Raw genomic sequence first — 15,823 nt, 5'->3', positions numbered from 1 at the left:
CGCGGGAGGAACGGCCGGAACACTCCTCCGAGTGATCTTCGACGATCGGCCTGCGGGCAGGGGGAGTTGGGGCGTACGATCCGGCGCAGGCGCGGGTTCAGCGGCAGGGCCGGCTCATGTAGAGCGCCTGCTCGCCGGCGGCGGGGGTGCCTTCGTACAGCGTGGTGTCGAGGCCGCAGAAACCGAAACCCATCCGCCGGTAGGCGTGCACGGCAGGGGCGTTGACCGAACTGACCTCCAACCACAGGTGCTCCGCGCCCCGTTCACGGGCGTACTCCGCCGCGCACTCCATGAGCGCGCGGCCGATGCCGCGGCCCCGGCGGCCGGGCGCGACCTCGATGTCCTCGATCGTGAGGCGCCGGTTCCACGCGGCGTAGCCGACGGCCGCGAAGCCGCACACCTCGCCACCGTCGAGGGCCACGTAGGTGCGCCCGTCCGCGTCCCGGCCCGCGGCGCCGCCGAAGCCCTGCTCGTCGTGCTCCTCGGGCGGAAACACCTTGTGCACGGGCGGGTCCACGGGGACTTCGCGGAGCCGGAAGCCGAAGCCGTCCTCGGCGGCGGCCACCTCGAAGACCGTGGCGGTGGTGAAGGAGCTGTCCAGGGCCTCGATGGCGCCCGCGTCCTCGGGGCGGGCGAGGCGGTAGACGATTCCGTCGGCGGAGCCGTGTGCGGTGGTCATGGGATCCACCGTACGCAAAAAATCCCCCGGCCGAATTCGCTGCCGAGGGATGCAAGAGAGTATATTTGTTGGTTCGTGACTTCATGGAAAACGAAGCCACAAATAACTTACGAGGACACTGTATCGCGGTGGGAGTGCAATTGTCAACCGAGGAATTCCGAAAAGAGCAGCAATTCGTCACCGATCTCTATCGGCGCCTCGACGACCTGCGCGACCAGGCCGAACGTGCGGTCGAAGGGGCATTGCGCGACGTGGGGAGCGGGTTTCAGGCGCGCCTTGAGCGTGATGTCCTGGTCGCCGAGCAGTCCGGTCTGCTTTCCGCACTGAATGCGGGCGAGAACGGCCTCTGTTTCGGCCGTCTGGAGTTCTCCGACGGCCGTGACCACCACATCGGCCGGATCGGTATCCGCGCGGACGACACAGAACGCACGCCGCTGGTGCTGGACTGGCGCGCCGAGGTGGCCCGCCCGTTCTACCTCGCCACCGGCCACACCCCCATGGGGCTGCGCCGCCGCCGGCACATCAGCAGCCGGGGACGTGAGGTCACCGCGCTGCACGACGAGATCCTCGACCTGACCGACGCGGAGCGCACCGGGCACGAGGGCGCCGACGCGGACGCCGTGCTGCTCGCCGCGCTCGACGCCGCCCGGACCGGCCGCATGCACGACATCGTGCGCACCATCCAGGCCGAGCAGGACCGGATCATCCGTTCCCCGCACCGGGGGGTGCTGGTCGTCGAGGGCGGTCCCGGCACCGGGAAGACCGCGGTCGCGCTGCACCGCGCCGCGTACCTGCTGTACGCCCACCGGGAACTGCTCGCCAAGCGCGGGGTGCTGATCGTCGGACCGGGGCCGGCCTTCCTCGGATACATCGGCGAGGTGCTGCCGGCCCTCGGCGAGACGGGCGTACTGCTCGCCACGCCCGGAGAGCTCTTCCCGGGCGTGCACGCCACCGGCACCGACCGGCCCGGGGCCGCCGCGGTGAAGGGGCGGGCGGCGATGGCGGAGGTCCTCGCCCGGGTCGTGGCCGACCGGCAGGCCCTGCCGGAGGCCGTGCCGGCCGGCACGGGGGAGGAGTACGACACGGTTCCCGAGCCCGCGCTGGAGATCGACCACGACGACTACGGGACCCTGCTGCTGGACCGCACGATGGCGTACGAGGCGCGGGACCGGGCACGGGCTGCCGGGCTGCCGCACAACCAGGCGCGCCCCTTCTTCGCCTTCCGGATCATCGACGCGCTCACCGCGCAGCTCGCCGACCGGCTGGGCGCCGATCCGTACGGCGGGCCGAACCTGCTCGGCTCGGACGACGTGGCCCAGCTCGGCAAGGAGATCGCGATGAGCCCCGCCGTGCACGCGGCGATCGACTCGCTGTGGCCCTCCCTCACCCCCGAGCAGCTGGTCGCCGACTTCCTGGCGGATCCCACCCACCTGTCCGCGCACGACGCCGGGCTGATCCGGCGCGCGCCCTCGGCCCGGCCGGACTGGACCCCGGCCGACGTGCCGCTCCTTGACGAGGCGGCCGAGCTGCTCGGTGAGGACGACAGCGCCCGGCGCGCCGCCGAGGAACGGGAGCGGCAGCGGCGCATCGCCTACGCGCAGGGGGTGCTGGACCTGTCGGAGGGCTCGCAGTCGTACGAGTTCGAGGACCAGGAGAACGAGTTCCTCGCGGCCCACGACATCATCGACGCCGAGCGGATGGCCGAGCGCCAGGAGGAGGCCGACCACCGCAGCGCCGCCGAGCGGGCGGCGGCCGACCGCACCTGGGCCTTCGGGCACGTGATCGTGGACGAGGCGCAGGAGCTGTCGGAGATGGCGTGGCGGCTGCTGATGCGGCGCTGCCCCACCCGGTCGATGACGCTGGTCGGCGACCCCGCGCAGACCGCCGACGAGGCGGGCTGCGGCTCCTGGGAGCGGATCCTCTCCCCGTACGTGGGCGCACGCTGGGAGCTGGTCCGGCTCGGGGTGAACTACCGCACGCCGGCCGAGATCATGGAGGTTGCGGCGGCCGTGCTGCGGGAACGCGATCCCGGCTTCGAACCGCCGCGTTCGGTACGGACGACCGGGGTGCGGCCGTGGGCGCGCGCGACCGGGGACCCGGCGCGGGCGGTCGCGGAGGCCGTGGAGCGGGAACGGCCGGCGGAGGGGCGGCTCGCGGTGATCGCGCCGCGGGCGCTGCACGCCGCGCTGGCCGCCGTACTGCCCGGGGTACGGGAGGGCGCGGAGCCGGATCTGACCCGGGAGGTCGTCCTGCTGGATCCGCGCCAGGCCAAGGGGCTGGAGTTCGACACGGTGGTCGTGGTGGAGCCGGCCGACTTCCAGCCCAGCGACCTGTACGTGGCACTGACCCGGGCCACCCAGACCCTCGGGGTGGTGCACTCCGCCGGCCGGCTGCCGGCGGGGCTGGCGCTGTCGGCGCGGGGGCTGGTCAGGCGCTGACGACGAACGGCGCCCGCGGGTCGCTGCCCAGCGGGGCGGCGAGTTCGGCGAGGGCCCGCTCCAGGCCGTGCAGGTGGGCGAGCGCGGGCCCGGAGGCCGCGGTGTGCGTCACGGTCTCGCGGGTCGTGGCGGGCCCGCTCGCGTCACGCTCCCCGGCGGTCAGCGCCTGCACCGCCGCCTCGACGCGCCAGCAGGCCGCGGCGAGGCGGGCGTCGTGGCTCGCGTCCGGGTCGGCGGCGACGGCCACCAGGCCGCGCACCTCGCGGGCGCAGTCGTCCAGCAGCGCGATGACCTGGCCGGCGCGGGCCTTGCGCGCGCGGAACGGGCTGAGCGGGTGGACCAGCGGCGCGAGCGCCATCCGGACCCGCGCCAGCAGGGTCTCCAGTTCGGCGGCGTGGGGCGCCGGGTCGGCCGTCGGGGAGCCGGCCAGGCGGGCGGCGGCCTGGGCGGTGGCCGCGTGCACGCAGTGCAGGGCGCGCTGGATCCAGGCGTCGTTCGTGGCGTGGGTGGTGACCGGCAGCACGAGGACCACGGCCAGGGCGGCGCACACGGCGCCGACGGCCGTCTCCTCCAGGCGCAGCACGAGCAGGCCGGGATCCAGGACGCCCAGGAGGCCGTACAGCAGTCCCGCCATGAGGGTGACGGCCAGGATCATCCAGCTGTAGGAGACGGCGGCCGTGTAGAAGATCGCGAAGACGCAGGCGGCGACCAGGACGGCGGTGGGCGCGGGTGCGCCGTTCAGCGGGATGGCGATCAGTACGCCGGCGGCCACGCCGATGACGGTGCCGAGCACCCGGCGGAAGCCCCGGACGAGCGTCTCGCCGCGCGAGGCGGTGTTGACGAAGATCCACCAGGCGGTGCCGACGGCCCAGTACCAGCGGTCCTCGGAGAGCAGCTGGCCGATGGCGAGGGCGACGGCGCAGGCGGCGGTGGCCTGGAAGGCCTGGCGGGTGGTGGGCCGGGCCAGGCCCCGGCGGGGCAGCAGTGCGGGGGCGGCGGGCGGGGGGGTGCGCCGCTCGATGGGCCAGAGCAGGAACCGTACGGCGCCGGCGGCGGCCAGGGCCAGGCCCACGGCGGCGAACAGCTCCGGGAGCTGGGCGGGGAGGGCGTGCAGGAACTGCGTGATGAAGAAGTTCATGAACGCGAAGATCCCGAGCGCGTGTCCGCGCGGGCCCCAGCGGCGGGCGTAGACCCCGCAGAAGACGACGAGCACGAAGGCCGCGTCGCGGGCGGGGGTCAGCCCGTGCAGGGCGGTGGCGACGGCGAGGACCGGGAATCCGGCGGCGGGCAGCAGGGCGGTGGTGACGGCCTGGCGGCGCACGGTGGCGTCGGTGACGGTGAAGAGGGCGAGCAGGGCCGCCAGTCCTCCGGTGATGGAGGCGCTCAGGGAGAGACCGCACAGCTCGGCGAGGGCGACGGCGGCGACGACGCCGATCACCGCGCGGGCCGCGTTCCTGAGTCTCATACGCCCCGGATCCGGAGCCACGAACATCCTCTTCACGGCGGTGTGCCGCCCCCCTCGTGTGGTGCGCGCCGGCCCGGTGCCGCCCGGGGGTGGTGGGCGGTCGACGGGCACGGCGAAGGCGCCGCGCTCCGGAACCGGCCTCGTTGCCGTCCGGCGCTGCGCGGCGCCGTAAGTACATGGATACGCCACAGATAAGCATCCGCAGGGGCAATGGCTCAAGTGGGCCCCGGCCGACTGGACCAATGGCACAGTTACCCGTGGGGATCCTCGGCCATCGCGAGACCAACGGACCGGCTTTCCGGGTGCGGCGGTGAGCCGCCCGGGATCACAGCGCCGGGCCGCCTTCGGTCGGTACGCACAGGACGGGCACCGGCGACAGGTGCAGGAGCTTGTGCGGGGTGGAGCCGAGCAGGGCGCCGCGGATCGGGCTGTCGCCCCAGCTGCCGACGATGATGACGCGGGCGTGGTGGCGCTCGGCGGCCTCCAGCAGGGCCTGCGCCGGCTTCTCGTCGACCACCTCGACCGTGGAGGGCACCCCGGCGGCGTCGGCCTCCTCGACGGCGCGGGCGAGAGCGCTGCGGCCCACTTGGCGCACGGCCTCCCGGTGGGCGCGGTACTCCTCGCCGGCGGCGCCCGGCGCGGCCGCGCCGTAGACGAGGACGAGCGGCTCGCCGAAGGCGGAGGCCACCTCCAGCGCCACGTGCAGGGCCCGTTCGGCGCCGGGCGACTCGTCGTATCCAAGGACCACGGACATCGGGGCTCCTCAGCGCTTCCCGGTGTGGACGAGTGCCGGGTCGACCACGCCCCGCCGCTCCTGCCAGAACCTGCCGTCCCGTACCCGCCAGAAGCACATGACGAGCACGCCGACCACGGCGATGGCGATCCCGATGACCAGCGGCGGGCCGAGGCCGAACCAGGACACGCCGCTGGCGGAGTTCTCCGGGTCGGACATGTCGCCGATCGACTCCACCAGCAGCCAGATCAGCAGTCCGGCGCCGACCACCGGGCCGACCCCGATGAGCAGGAGGTTGTGCGCGTTCTCCGTGAGGTGGCGGCGGTAGTAGACGGCGCAGGCGAGGCCCGTGAGCGCGTAGTAGAAGGCGATCAGCAGGGAGAGAGCGGTGAGGGAGTCCAGGAGCGCGTTCTCGCTGATCTGGTTGACGACGAGGTACCAGCCGATGGCGATGCCGGCCACCCACCAGGTGCTCACGTCCGGGGTCCGGAACCGGTGGTGGATGTGCGCGAGCGGCGGCGGCAGCGCGTGCCGGCGGGCCATGGACAGGGCGGTGCGGGAGGCCGGGATGATCGTGGTCTGTGTGGAGGCGAGCGCGGAGGTGCAGACGGCGAGGAGCACCACCCAGTCCCAGCCGCCCATGACCTCGTGGGCGAGCACGGCGAAGATGGCCTCCTCCTCGGCCGCGTTCTCGGCCAGGAAGGTGGTGCCCGCGTACCCGACGACGGCGAAGCACACCGACAGGTAGGTGACGAGGAGGATCACCGTCGACCAGATTCCGGCCTTGCCGGGCGCGGTGGCGGAGTTCTCGACCTCCTCGGTCAGGTTGACCGCGGACTCCCAGCCCCAGTACATGAACACGCCGAGCAGCAGTCCGCCGGTGAGGGCGGCGCCGCCCGCGCCGAAGGGGTTGAGCCAGGTGAGGGACGGCTCGATCTCCTCCAGGGTGCTGGTGCCGGCGTAGATCCGGTAGATGGCGACCACCGCGAAGGCCAGCAGGAAGAAGACCTGGGCGAGGATGAGGACGTCCTGGAGGTGGGCCGAGAGCTCGGTGCCGATGACGCAGATGGCGGTCATGGCCAGGATCACGGCGACGGTGAGGGACTGCCGGATCCAGGGGTTGGCGGCCCAGTCGTCGAGTCCGAAGGCGAGCAGGCCGAAGTTGACGGCGACGTCCGCCAGCGAGCCGATGACCAGCACGCCCGTCATGGCGATCGCCCAGCCGCCGAGCCAGCCGGCCCAGGGGCCCATGGCCCGGGTGACCCACGAGAAAGTCGTCCCGCAGTCCTGGTCCACCTTGTTCAGGTAGTAGAAGGCGGCGGCGATGAGCAGCATGGGCACGAAGGAGGCCAGCATCACGCCCGGCGCGTAGAGCCCGACCAGGGCCACGATCGGCCCGAGGACGGCGGCCAGGGAGTAGGCGGGCGAGGTGGAGTTCAGGCCGATGACGAGCGCGTCGAGGAAGCCGATCGCGTTGGCTTTGAGCCCCTCTTCCCCGCGGTCCGGCTCGTGTTCGACATCCGTTCGGTCCTGACCCATGTACGAATGGTCACGCACCCGGCACCGGCGCGCGAGGCGGGACGGGCCGGTCAGGGGCGGATGTTCCAGCCCGCGATGACCGGGAGCCCGTGTTCCGTGGAGAGCGCGCTGACCGTGCCGGTGCGCAGCAGGAACAGCCGGCCGTCCGCGGGCTCCAGGCCCAGGTAGCGGGCGGTGAGGACGCGCAGGAAGTGTCCGTGGGCGACGAGCACGACGTCGCCGCCGTCCGCGCGGAGCACGGGGGCGACCCGGGCGAGGGCGCGGTCCGCGCGGGCGCCGACCTGGGCGGCGCTCTCGCCGGGGTGGGCCGGGTCGCCGGGCGGGACGCCGTGGGTCCACAGGGACCAGTCCGGGGTGGTCCGGCGGATCTCCTGGGTGGTGATGCCCTCGTAGCCGCCGTAGTCCCATTCGTACAGGTCGGGGTCGGTGACCGCACCGGTGAGTCCGGCGAGTTCGGCGGTGGCGACGGCGCGGTGCAGCGGGCTGGTCAGCACGAGGGCCGGGTGGCGGTCCCGGAAGCAGGGGGCCAGCGAGAGGGCCTCCTCGATCCCGCCCTCGTTCAGTGGGACGTCGGTGCGTCCGGTGTGCCGTCCGCCGGCGCTCCAGGATGTTTCTCCGTGCCTCACCAGCAACAGGTCGCTCATCCCCCGGACCCTATGCCTTCCGGCATGTCGGTGCCGGGGGAGGCGGGCGGGCGTGTCACTGTCGGGCGTCATGGACGAGAAGCGGAGGGCCGCGCGGAGGGCCGGTTCGCAGCTCCCGCCGCACATGCCGGCGCTGATGGTCGCCCTGACCGCGGTGACCGGGGTGGTCGAGGCGGTGAGCCTGCTCGCGCTCGGGCCCGCCTTCACGGCGATGCAGACCGGCAACGTGCTGTTCCTGGCCTTCGGTGCCGCGCGGGCGGGCAACCTGCCGACGCTGCCCGCCGGGATCTCGCTGGCCGCGTTCGTCCTCGGGGTGGTCTGCGGCTCCCACTTGGAGGCCGTGACGGAGGCCCGCGGGCGGCGCTGGTTCGTCATGGGCCTCATGGTCGAGGCCGGGGTGATCCTGGCGGCCGCGGCCGCGGCCTGGGGGCTGGTGCCGCGGTACGGATCGCCGACCCCTCGGCACCTGGCGGTGACGGCGGTCCTGGCGCTGGCGATGGGCATGCGCAACACGACGATCATGCGGGCGAACGTGCCGGGTGTGCCGACGACGCTGGTCACCCGGTCCATGACCGCCTTCCTCGGCGGCTCCGCCATGGGGCGCGATGCCGTCTACGGATACGGGACGGCCGGCTGGAAGCTGCGCGGCCTGTCCGTCCTCGCCATGTTCGCCGGCGGGGCCCTCGGGGCGCTGCTGATCCGGGCCGGCTGCACGGTGGGCTGGCTCCTGCTGCCGGCCGCCGCCGCGGTACTGGTGGTGGGCCTGGCTTACCGGGGGCAGCCTCCGCTGCACACCGGGCCCGCCCCTGGCCGGGAACGATCGCCCTGAACTGGGCCATTGGTACAGTCGGGGCATGGCGGTGGACGAGCTCGACACCCGAATCCTGCGTCTGCTGATCGAGCAGCCGCGCACCAGCGTCCGCGAGTACGCCCGGATCCTCGGCGTCGCGCGCGGGACCCTGCAGGCCCGGCTGGACCGGCTGGAGCGCACCGGCGTGATCACGGGGACCGGGCCGGTCCTCTCCCCCGCCGCGCTGGGCCATCCGGTGCTGGCCTTCGTCCACATCGAGGTCACCCAGGGACATCTGGACGACGTCGGGGACGCGCTGGCCGCCGTACCGGAGATCATCGAGGCCTTCTCGATCACCGGCGGCGGGGACCTGCTGACCCGCGTGGCGGCCCGCGACAACGCGCACCTCGAGGACGTGATCCAGCGGCTAATCCAGCTGCCCGGCGTGGTCCGCACGCGGACGGAGGTGGCGCTGCGCGAGCGGGTCGCGCACCGGCTGCTGCCTCTGGTCGAATCCGTGGGGAGGAACGCCCGCAAGACCTGACAGGATGACCAAGACAGGACATAAGCGGCAGGACGGGCACAGCGGATGATTTCCGTCATATTCGATCTCGACGGCACCCTCGTGGACAGCGAACCGAACTACTACGAATCCGGGCGCCGCACCTTGGAGCGGTACGGAGTCCCCGATTTCACGTGGGAACAGCACGCGCGTTTCATCGGCATCGGCACCCTGGAGACGCTGGAGATCCTCAAGGAGCGGTACGGGATCCGGGCGCCGGTCGAACAGCTGCTCGCCGAGCAGAACGCCGCCTACCTGGACCTGGCCCGCACCCGGACCGAGGTCTTCCCGCAGATGCGGAAGTTCGTCGAGCGGCTGTACGCCGAAGGGGTGCCGATGGCGGTGGCCTCCGGTTCGTCGCTCGAGGCGATCGACGCCGTCCTGGCGGGCACCGGGCTGGACGCGCTGCTGACCACGGTCGTCTCCGCCGAGGAGGTCGCGCACGGCAAGCCCGCTCCGGACGTGTTCCTGGAGGCGGCCCGCCGGCTGGGCGCTCGGCCCGCCGACTGCGTGGTCGTCGAGGACGCGACGCCGGGAGCGCTGGCCGCCCACGCCGCGGGCATGGGCTGCATCGTGATCCCGTACGCGACGGACATCGCGGACGACCCGGCCTTCGCCTCGGCCGGACTCCTCTTCCGGGGCGGACGGCCTCAGTTCACCGCGGACGCGGCGCACGACTGGCTGACTGCGCGCCGGACGATCTGACGGCCCCACAGGCACGGGCGGCGCGGAGGCGCGGGCGGGAGCGAGGCCGGGAGCGAGGGCGGACGAACGGCGGGCTCCCGCCTCTGGTGCCCCACGGAGGCTGCTGGCACCATGCCTGCGTGACCGCGACCCTGCCCCCGGGCACCCGGAACGGCGGACCCCGCCGGTGGCCCCTGCTCGGGAACCTGCCCGCCTTCGCCCGCGATCCACTGGCCTTCTTCGAGTCCCTGCGCGACGACCACGGCGACTGGGTGCCGTGGGCCCTCGGCCCGCAGCGCAACGTGCTGGTCTCCCGGCCCGAGCACGCCGGTGAACTGCTGGCCGCCGTCGAGTCCAGCTTCAAACCGATGGAACTGGGCTGGGCCTTCCACCAGTTGCTGGGCGACGGGGTGGTCGTGGCCACCGGGGACGACTGGCGGCGCAAGCGGGCACTGGTCCAGCCCGCCGTGCGGCCGCGCCAGGTGCGCTCGTACGCCGCCACGATGGTGGAGTGCGCCGACGCGCTGGCCGGCGGCTGGCGCGAGGGCGAACGCATCGACGTGCACCGGGAGATGGCCGGGCTCACCCAGCGGATCGCGGTGCGCACGCTGTTCGGGAGCGACGCGGCCGGCCGGGAGGCGCCCATCAGCGCGGCGATGGCCACGGCACAGCGGGAGCTGGGCGCGGAGTTCCGGGGGCTGACGCTGTTCCTGCCGCCGTGGGTGCGCACGCCCGGGCGGCGCCGGATGCGGGCAGCCGTGGCGGTCCTCGACCGGGAGATCGAGCACGTCATACGGGAACACGAGGCGGCATCGGCCGCCGGCACGGAGCGGGACGACCTGCTGAGCCGGCTGCTCGCGGCCCGCGACGAGCACGGCCGGCCGCTCTCCCGCAAGGAGCTGCGGGACGAGTCGATCACCCTCTACATCGGCGGCCACGAGACCACGTCGACCACCTTGACCTGGGCCTGGCAGCTGCTGTCGGGAGCCCCCGAGGCGCGGGCCCGGCTGACGGAGGAGCTGGACCGGGTGCTCGGCGGACGGCTGCCGACGTACGACGACTACGCGCGGCTGCCCTGGACGCGGCAAGTGGTCAAGGAGGCGCTGCGGATCTATCCGCCGATCTGGCTGATCTCGGCGGTGGCCACCGAGGGCGCGAGCATCGGCGGGCGGGCGGTGCCGGCGGGAACGGCGGTGTGGACCAGCCCCTGGTCGATGCACCGCGACGCGCGGTGGTTCCCGGACCCGGAGGCCTTCCGCCCCGAGCGGTGGGACGCGGACGCCCCTCATCCGGTGCCCGAACACGCCTGGTTCCCCTTCGGCGGGGGCCCGCGCGCCTGCCTGGGGGCGCGGTTCGCGCTGGTGGAGGCCGCGCTCGTACTGGCCGTGCTGGGGCAGCGGTTCCACCTGGACAGCGGGAGCGCGCGGGCCGGGGTGTTCCCCGGCCTCACCCTCCAGCCGGTCGGACCGGTCCTGGCGACGCTGCGCGGAACCGGCCCCGGCGCGGGCCGCGGACCGGCCGGCAGCTGACGGACCCGCACACCGGTGTCCCGATATCGGAGACGGCGAGTCCAGCCGGCGAGACCCCATCGACCCCCGCCCGGCCGGGGTGGCACGCGCGGTCACATCGACCTGCTGCGGGTGGCCTCCGCCGCGTGTCGCCGCGGCTGCTGACGCCCTTTTCCCGGCGACGGCCGGCGGGGAAGATCCCGCGACCCCCGCCAGTTAGTAGAACCGTGAACGATGTGACGCGGGACGTGGACACGGTGAACGTGGCGGACGTGGTGGTCGTCGGCGCCGGGCAGGCCGGCCTGTCCAGCGCCTACCACCTGACGCGGGCGGGGCTCGGCCACGTGGTCCTGGACCACGCGCCGCGCCCGGGCGGGGCCTGGCAGTTCCGCTGGCCCTCGCTCACCTACGGCAGGGTCCACGGGATGCACGCGCTGCCCGGCATGGAGCTGGTCGGCGCCGACCCGCTGAGGCCCTCGTCCGAGGTGATCGGGGAGTACTTCGCCTCCTACGAGAACCGCTTCGGCCTGCGCGTACGGCGTCCCGTGGACGTCTCGGCCGTACGCGAGGGCGACGGCGGCCGGCTGCGCGTCGAGACCTCGGCCGGCGTCTGGTCGGCCCGGGCCCTGATCAACGCCACGGGGACCTGGGACCGGCCGTTCTGGCCGCGCTACCCCGGCCAGGAGACCTTCCGGGGCCGGCAGCTGCACACGGCGAACTATCCGGGGCCGCAGGAGTTCGCGGCGGCGCGGGTGATCGTCGTGGGCGGCGGCACCTCGGCCGTGCAGCACCTCCTGGAGATCTCCGAGGTGGCGGCGGAGACCACCTGGGTGACCCGGCGGCCCCCGGTCTTCCGCGACGGCGGCTTCGGCGAGGCCGAGGGCCGGGCCGCGGTGGCCCGGGTGGACGAGCGGGTGCGCCGGGGGCTGCCGCCACAGAGCGTGGTCAGCGTGACCGGGCTCCCGCTGAACGAGGCCGTCCGGGCGGGCCTGGCCTCGGGGGTCCTGGACCGCCGGCCCGTCTTCCAGCGGATCACCGCCGGCGGCGCCGTGTGGGCGGACGGGAGCCGCGTGGACGCGGACGTCATCCTGTGGGCGACCGGATTCCGCGCGGCCGTCGACCACCTGGCCCCGCTGCGCCTGCGCGAGCCGGGCGGCGGCATCCGGGTCGAGGGGACCAGGGCCGTGCGCGACGAGCGGATCCATCTGGTCGGCTACGGCCCCTCGGCGTCGACCATCGGCGCCAACCGCGCGGGCGGGGCGGCGGTCCGCGAGATCCGCCGGCTGCTTGCCCGCGAACGGGTGGGCTCGCCCGCGGCCTGACCGGCCGCCCCCGTCCGGTCCGGGGTCGCTCCCGGGTCACCTCCCGGTGGCACCCCCCTGACGTGCGCGGGAACCCGCGTGGGCGCGGATCCGGTGGAACTCCGCCACGTGCTTCCCGTGCTCGTCGTAGGTCGCCGAGAAGCGGGTGTCCCCCGGCTTCACGGTGACGAAGAACAGCCAGTCGCCGGGCGTCGGCGCGACCGCGGCCGCCAGGGCCGCCAGGCCCGGACTGCCGATCGGGGTGGGCGGCAGGCCCTGGCGTTCGTAGGTGTTGAAGGGGCTGTCGATGCGGGTGTCGCTCAGCTTGGTGTCCACGGTGCTGCGGTTCAGCGCGTAGTCGATGGTGGAGTCCATCTGCAGCGGCATCGACTTCGCCAGCCGGTTGTGCACCACCCGTGCGACCTTGCCCATGTCGGCGCGGCCCTCCGCCTCCGCCTCGATGGTGCTGGCCAGGGTGGCCGTCTGGTACGGGGTCATCCCGTGGGCCTGGCCGCCGTCCGCGACGGCCCTGGTGGCGAGCTTCTCGTTCGCCGTCCGCACCATGTACGCGAGGAGCGTGGCGGGGGTGGACTTCGAGGTCACCGGGTAGGTCGCCGGGAAGAGGTAGCCCTCCGGGTTGCCCTTCGCCTCCGCGGGCAGGGCCAGTCCGGCGGTGGCCACCGCCGACTTCGCGGAGCCCGGCGGGAGCTTCAGCGCGCGGTCGATGGCGGCGTACACCTGCGGGGCGCGCCACCCTTCGGGGATCAGCAACTGGCGTGGCTTCTCCGGTGCTTCCCCCTCCCTGAAGAACGGGATCAGGACTACCGCACCGATGGCCAGCAGCGTGCCGAGGAAGAGCGCCAGCCGGCCCCGGCGGGTGAGCCGGGAACGGCGCTGCGGCGGCAGGTACTCATGACGCATGCGGCAACGCTAACCCGCGAATCATCACATGTCCGGCACCCCGCCTGTGTGCTGGTCATACGGTCACACATTCACCGGAGCCAGTTGGAGGCCCTCGGGCGGCTCGGGCGTCAGCGCGGCATCCCGGTCCCGGCGGACCAGGGCGGCGTACCGGCCGTCCGCCTTCAGCAGCTCCTCGTGCGTACCGCGCTCGGCGATGCGGCCCCCGTCGAGGACCACGATCTGGTCGGCGTCGCGGACGGTGGAGAGGCGGTGCGCGATGGTGATGGTGGTGCGGCCGGCCGAGAGGTGGTCGATGGCCTGCTGGACGGCATGCTCGGTACGGGTGTCCAGGGCACTGGTGGCCTCGTCGAGGATCAGCACCGGCGGGTCGCGCAGGATGGTGCGGGCGATGGCCAGCCGCTGCTTCTCGCCTCCGGAGAACCGGTATCCGCGCTCGCCGACCAGGGTGTCGTACCCGTCGGGCAGCGACGAGATGTGGTCGTGGATCTGTGCCGCCCGGGCCGCTTCGGTGATCTCCTCGTCCGTGGCGTCCGGCTTGGCGAAGCGCAGGTTGTCCGCGACCGAGGCGTGGAAGAGGTACGTCTCCTGGGAGACCACGCCGATGGAGCGGGCGAGCGAGTCGAAGTCGAGGTCGCGCACGTCCACCCCGTCGAGGGCGACCCGTCCGCCGGTCACGTCGTAGAGCCGGGGGACGAGGTAGCTGAGGGTGCTCTTGCCGGATCCGGTCGGGCCGACCACGGCGAGGGAGCCGCCGGCCGGGACCGTGATCTCGATCCCCGTGAGGGTCGGTCCGCTCTCGGCGTCGTACGCGAAGTGCACGTCCTCCAGCGTGACCTCGCCCTTGGCGCGGTCCAGGCGCACCGGCTCGGCGCGCTCGGTGATGTCCACCGGCAGGTCGAGGTACTCGAAGATGCGGGCGAACAGCGCGAGCGAGGTCTGTATCTGCACACCGGTCGACAGCAGGCTCACGGCGGGCCGGAAGAGGCCCTGCTGGAGGGTGACGAAGGCGACGAGGGTGCCGACGGAGAGCGAGGGGGCACCCGTCTGGAGGGCCAGGCCGGCGGCCCAGTAGATGAGCGCGGGCATCGCGGCCATGACGATGCCTATCGTGGACATCCGCCAGCGGCCGGCCATGCTGGAACGCACTTCGAGGCCGACGAGCTTTTCTGACTCCTCGGCGAAGGCCGAGGTGAGCGACTCGGAACGGCCCATGGTCCGGCCCAGCAGGATGCCGCTCACCGAGAGCGACTCGGTGACCGTCGCGGCCATGGCGGCCATCTGCTTCTGCCGCTTCGTGGTGATCCTCTTGCGCTCACGGCCGACCCGCCGGCTGATCCACACGAAGACGGGGAGCAGGAGCAGCGAGACGAGGGTGAGCCGCCAGTCGAGTGCCAGCATGGCGACGACGGAGGCGATGACGGCCGTCAGGTTCGAGACGAGCGAGGTCGCGGTGGAGGTGACCGTGGCCTGCATGCCGCCGATGTCGTTGGCGATGCGGGACTGCACCTCACCGGTGCGGGTCCGGGTGAAGAAGGCCAGCGGCATCCGCTGCAGCTGCGCGTAGACGGCGGTGCGCAGGTCGTGCATGACGCGCTGGCCGACCGTGGTGGAGATCAGCGTCTGGAGCACGCCGAAGACGCTGGTGACGACGGCGGTGAGGATCATGCCGAGCGCGAGCAGGCTGAGCAGCCCGGTACGGCCCTGCGGGATCGCGACGTCGAGGATCTCCCGCAGCAGGAACGGCGAGGCGACGCCGACCAGCGAGGAGGCGCCGACGAGCAGGCCGACGACGGCGAGCCTGCCCCGGTAGGGCCGGAAGAGCGCCACGATGCGGCGCAGCTCCCGCGGCTGTTCCGCCGGGGCGGGGCGGGCCGGATCGAGGGGGTCTTTCGATGGGATCCACTTCGGTTCGTCGTGCGGCATGGGCGCCCTCTCAGGGGTCGGGAGTCAGGGGTCAAGTCGGTGGTCGAGGTCTTTCGCGGAGTCGGCTCGGCGCCGGGTTCGGCACTGTCGACGTCATTGGAGTATAGGTCATTGTTACCTATACTCACAATGAACATGGTGCTGATATTGTTCCCGCATGAGCTCCGCCTCCGACACCGATCGCCTCCTCGCCGAACAGCTCCTGCGCCTGACGCGCAGGCTCCACCGGATCCAGAAGCGCCACATGGAGCCGCTCGGGATCACTCCCGCCCAGAGTCGGCTGCTGCGCCTCGTCTCGCACTACGAGGGCGAGCAACCGCCCCGGATGGCGGACCTCGCCGCGCGCCTCGAAGTCGTCCCGCGCGCCGTGACCACCCTCGTCGACGGCCTGGAGGCGGCCGATTGCGTGCGCCGCGCGCCCGACCCCGCCAACCGGCGCGTCATCCGGATCGAGCTCACCGACACCGGCCGCGCCACGCTGCGCCGTCTGCGCAACGCGCGAACCGACGCGGCAGAGGAGATCCTGGCTCCGTTGACCGCCGACCAGCGCGACGTGCTCGGCGGCCTGCTGAACGCCCTGTCGGACGCGCCGGCGGAGCGCACCTGCTGAGTAGGCCACACGTGGGCCTCGAC

Annotated in this window: 15 protein-coding genes; 7 read left to right on the top strand and 8 right to left on the bottom strand. The window is 73.2% G+C overall.

Annotation, left to right across the window (positions count from 1 at the left end; genetic code table 11):
• Positions 1–97: 97 nt before the first annotated feature.
• Positions 98–679, bottom strand: coding sequence for a GNAT family N-acetyltransferase (locus tag ACZ4VT_RS01010; RefSeq protein WP_467945426.1), 582 nt, complete (start codon positions 677–679; stop codon positions 98–100).
• A 143-nt stretch (positions 680–822) separates the two neighbouring features.
• A complete protein-coding gene (locus ACZ4VT_RS01005) occupies positions 823–1,068 on the bottom strand; it encodes a hypothetical protein (protein ID WP_467945424.1) in 246 nt (81 codons plus the stop codon).
• 48 nt (positions 1,069–1,116) lie between these two features.
• Here ACZ4VT_RS01005 and ACZ4VT_RS01000 point away from each other — a divergent pair, with 48 nt between their 5' ends.
• Positions 1,117–3,117, top strand: a complete 2,001-nt coding sequence (locus ACZ4VT_RS01000) for a HelD family protein (RefSeq protein WP_467945423.1) — start codon at positions 1,117–1,119, stop codon at positions 3,115–3,117.
• On the opposite strand, the gene ACZ4VT_RS00995 is transcribed toward ACZ4VT_RS01000, so the two are convergent.
• The 4 genes from ACZ4VT_RS00995 to ACZ4VT_RS00980 all read right to left on the bottom strand — a co-directional run bounded on the left by ACZ4VT_RS00995 (position 3,107) and on the right by ACZ4VT_RS00980 (position 7,498).
• A complete protein-coding gene (locus tag ACZ4VT_RS00995) occupies positions 3,107–4,609 on the bottom strand; it encodes an FUSC family protein (protein ID WP_467945901.1) in 1,503 nt (500 codons plus the stop codon). The two genes, ACZ4VT_RS01000 and ACZ4VT_RS00995, sit on opposite strands and share 11 nt — an antisense overlap.
• A gap of 298 nt (positions 4,610–4,907) precedes the next feature.
• A complete protein-coding gene (locus ACZ4VT_RS00990; protein WP_467945421.1) occupies positions 4,908–5,336 on the bottom strand; it encodes a universal stress protein in 429 nt (142 codons plus the stop codon).
• Positions 5,337–5,345: 9 nt separating this feature from the next.
• Entirely contained in the window at positions 5,346–6,854 is a 1,509-nt protein-coding gene (locus ACZ4VT_RS00985) for an APC family permease (RefSeq protein ID WP_467945419.1), read from the bottom strand.
• A 50-nt stretch (positions 6,855–6,904) separates the two neighbouring features.
• Positions 6,905–7,498, bottom strand: a complete 594-nt coding sequence (locus tag ACZ4VT_RS00980; RefSeq protein ID WP_467945418.1) for a histidine phosphatase family protein — start codon at positions 7,496–7,498, stop codon at positions 6,905–6,907.
• Positions 7,499–7,568: 70 nt separating this feature from the next.
• On the opposite strand from ACZ4VT_RS00980, the gene ACZ4VT_RS00975 reads away from it, so the two are divergent.
• From ACZ4VT_RS00975 to ACZ4VT_RS00955, 5 genes are all read left to right on the top strand, one after another.
• A complete protein-coding gene (locus ACZ4VT_RS00975; protein WP_467945416.1) occupies positions 7,569–8,327 on the top strand; it encodes a YoaK family protein in 759 nt (252 codons plus the stop codon).
• A gap of 25 nt (positions 8,328–8,352) precedes the next feature.
• A complete protein-coding gene (locus tag ACZ4VT_RS00970) occupies positions 8,353–8,832 on the top strand; it encodes an Lrp/AsnC family transcriptional regulator (protein WP_467945414.1) in 480 nt (159 codons plus the stop codon).
• Positions 8,833–8,877: 45 nt separating this feature from the next.
• On the top strand, positions 8,878–9,555 hold the full coding sequence (locus ACZ4VT_RS00965; RefSeq protein WP_467945413.1) for an HAD family hydrolase: 678 nt from the start codon (positions 8,878–8,880) through the stop codon (positions 9,553–9,555).
• Positions 9,556–9,674: 119 nt separating this feature from the next.
• Positions 9,675–11,063, top strand: a complete 1,389-nt coding sequence (locus ACZ4VT_RS00960; RefSeq protein WP_467945412.1) for a cytochrome P450 — start codon at positions 9,675–9,677, stop codon at positions 11,061–11,063.
• 206 nt (positions 11,064–11,269) lie between these two features.
• A complete protein-coding gene (locus tag ACZ4VT_RS00955; RefSeq protein WP_467945410.1) occupies positions 11,270–12,364 on the top strand; it encodes an FAD-dependent oxidoreductase in 1,095 nt (364 codons plus the stop codon).
• A gap of 36 nt (positions 12,365–12,400) precedes the next feature.
• Here the strand turns inward: ACZ4VT_RS00955 and mltG are convergent, their stop codons facing one another.
• Complete coding sequence (gene mltG / locus ACZ4VT_RS00950; protein WP_467945408.1) at positions 12,401–13,264, bottom strand: endolytic transglycosylase MltG; 864 nt, start codon at positions 13,262–13,264, stop codon at positions 12,401–12,403.
• 63 nt (positions 13,265–13,327) lie between these two features.
• Positions 13,328–15,190 carry an ABC transporter ATP-binding protein gene (locus ACZ4VT_RS00945; RefSeq protein ID WP_467945407.1) on the bottom strand — a complete coding sequence of 621 codons (1,863 nt, stop codon included), beginning with the start codon at positions 15,188–15,190 and terminating at the stop codon, positions 13,328–13,330.
• Between the two features lie 157 nt (positions 15,191–15,347).
• On the opposite strand from ACZ4VT_RS00945, the gene ACZ4VT_RS00940 reads away from it, so the two are divergent.
• The gene (locus ACZ4VT_RS00940; RefSeq protein ID WP_362810640.1) at positions 15,348–15,800 is read left to right on the top strand and encodes a MarR family winged helix-turn-helix transcriptional regulator; all 453 of its coding nucleotides are present in this window, start codon (positions 15,348–15,350) and stop codon (positions 15,798–15,800) included.
• Positions 15,801–15,823 lie beyond the last annotated feature (23 nt).

This window comes from Streptomyces sp. NPDC029164, from assembly GCF_055563995.1.
This window is presented reverse-complemented; position numbering and strand designations above follow the sequence as displayed.

Coding starts and splice junctions, on each gene's coding strand:
- ACZ4VT_RS00945 (WP_467945407.1), bottom strand. CDS start 15,190: ATGCCGCACGACGAACCGAAGTGGATCCCATCGAAAGACCCCCTCGAT.
- ACZ4VT_RS01010 (WP_467945426.1), bottom strand. CDS start 679: ATGACCACCGCACACGGCTCCGCCGACGGAATCGTCTACCGCCTCGCC.
- ACZ4VT_RS00985 (WP_467945419.1), bottom strand. CDS start 6,854: ATGGGTCAGGACCGAACGGATGTCGAACACGAGCCGGACCGCGGGGAA.
- ACZ4VT_RS00965 (WP_467945413.1), top strand. CDS start 8,878: ATGATTTCCGTCATATTCGATCTCGACGGCACCCTCGTGGACAGCGAA.
- ACZ4VT_RS00990 (WP_467945421.1), bottom strand. CDS start 5,336: ATGTCCGTGGTCCTTGGATACGACGAGTCGCCCGGCGCCGAACGGGCC.
- ACZ4VT_RS00970 (WP_467945414.1), top strand. CDS start 8,353: ATGGCGGTGGACGAGCTCGACACCCGAATCCTGCGTCTGCTGATCGAG.
- ACZ4VT_RS00940 (WP_362810640.1), top strand. CDS start 15,348: ATGAGCTCCGCCTCCGACACCGATCGCCTCCTCGCCGAACAGCTCCTG.
- ACZ4VT_RS00980 (WP_467945418.1), bottom strand. CDS start 7,498: ATGAGCGACCTGTTGCTGGTGAGGCACGGAGAAACATCCTGGAGCGCC.
- ACZ4VT_RS00975 (WP_467945416.1), top strand. CDS start 7,569: ATGGACGAGAAGCGGAGGGCCGCGCGGAGGGCCGGTTCGCAGCTCCCG.
- mltG (WP_467945408.1), bottom strand. CDS start 13,264: ATGCGTCATGAGTACCTGCCGCCGCAGCGCCGTTCCCGGCTCACCCGC.
- ACZ4VT_RS00995 (WP_467945901.1), bottom strand. CDS start 4,609: ATGTTCGTGGCTCCGGATCCGGGGCGTATGAGACTCAGGAACGCGGCC.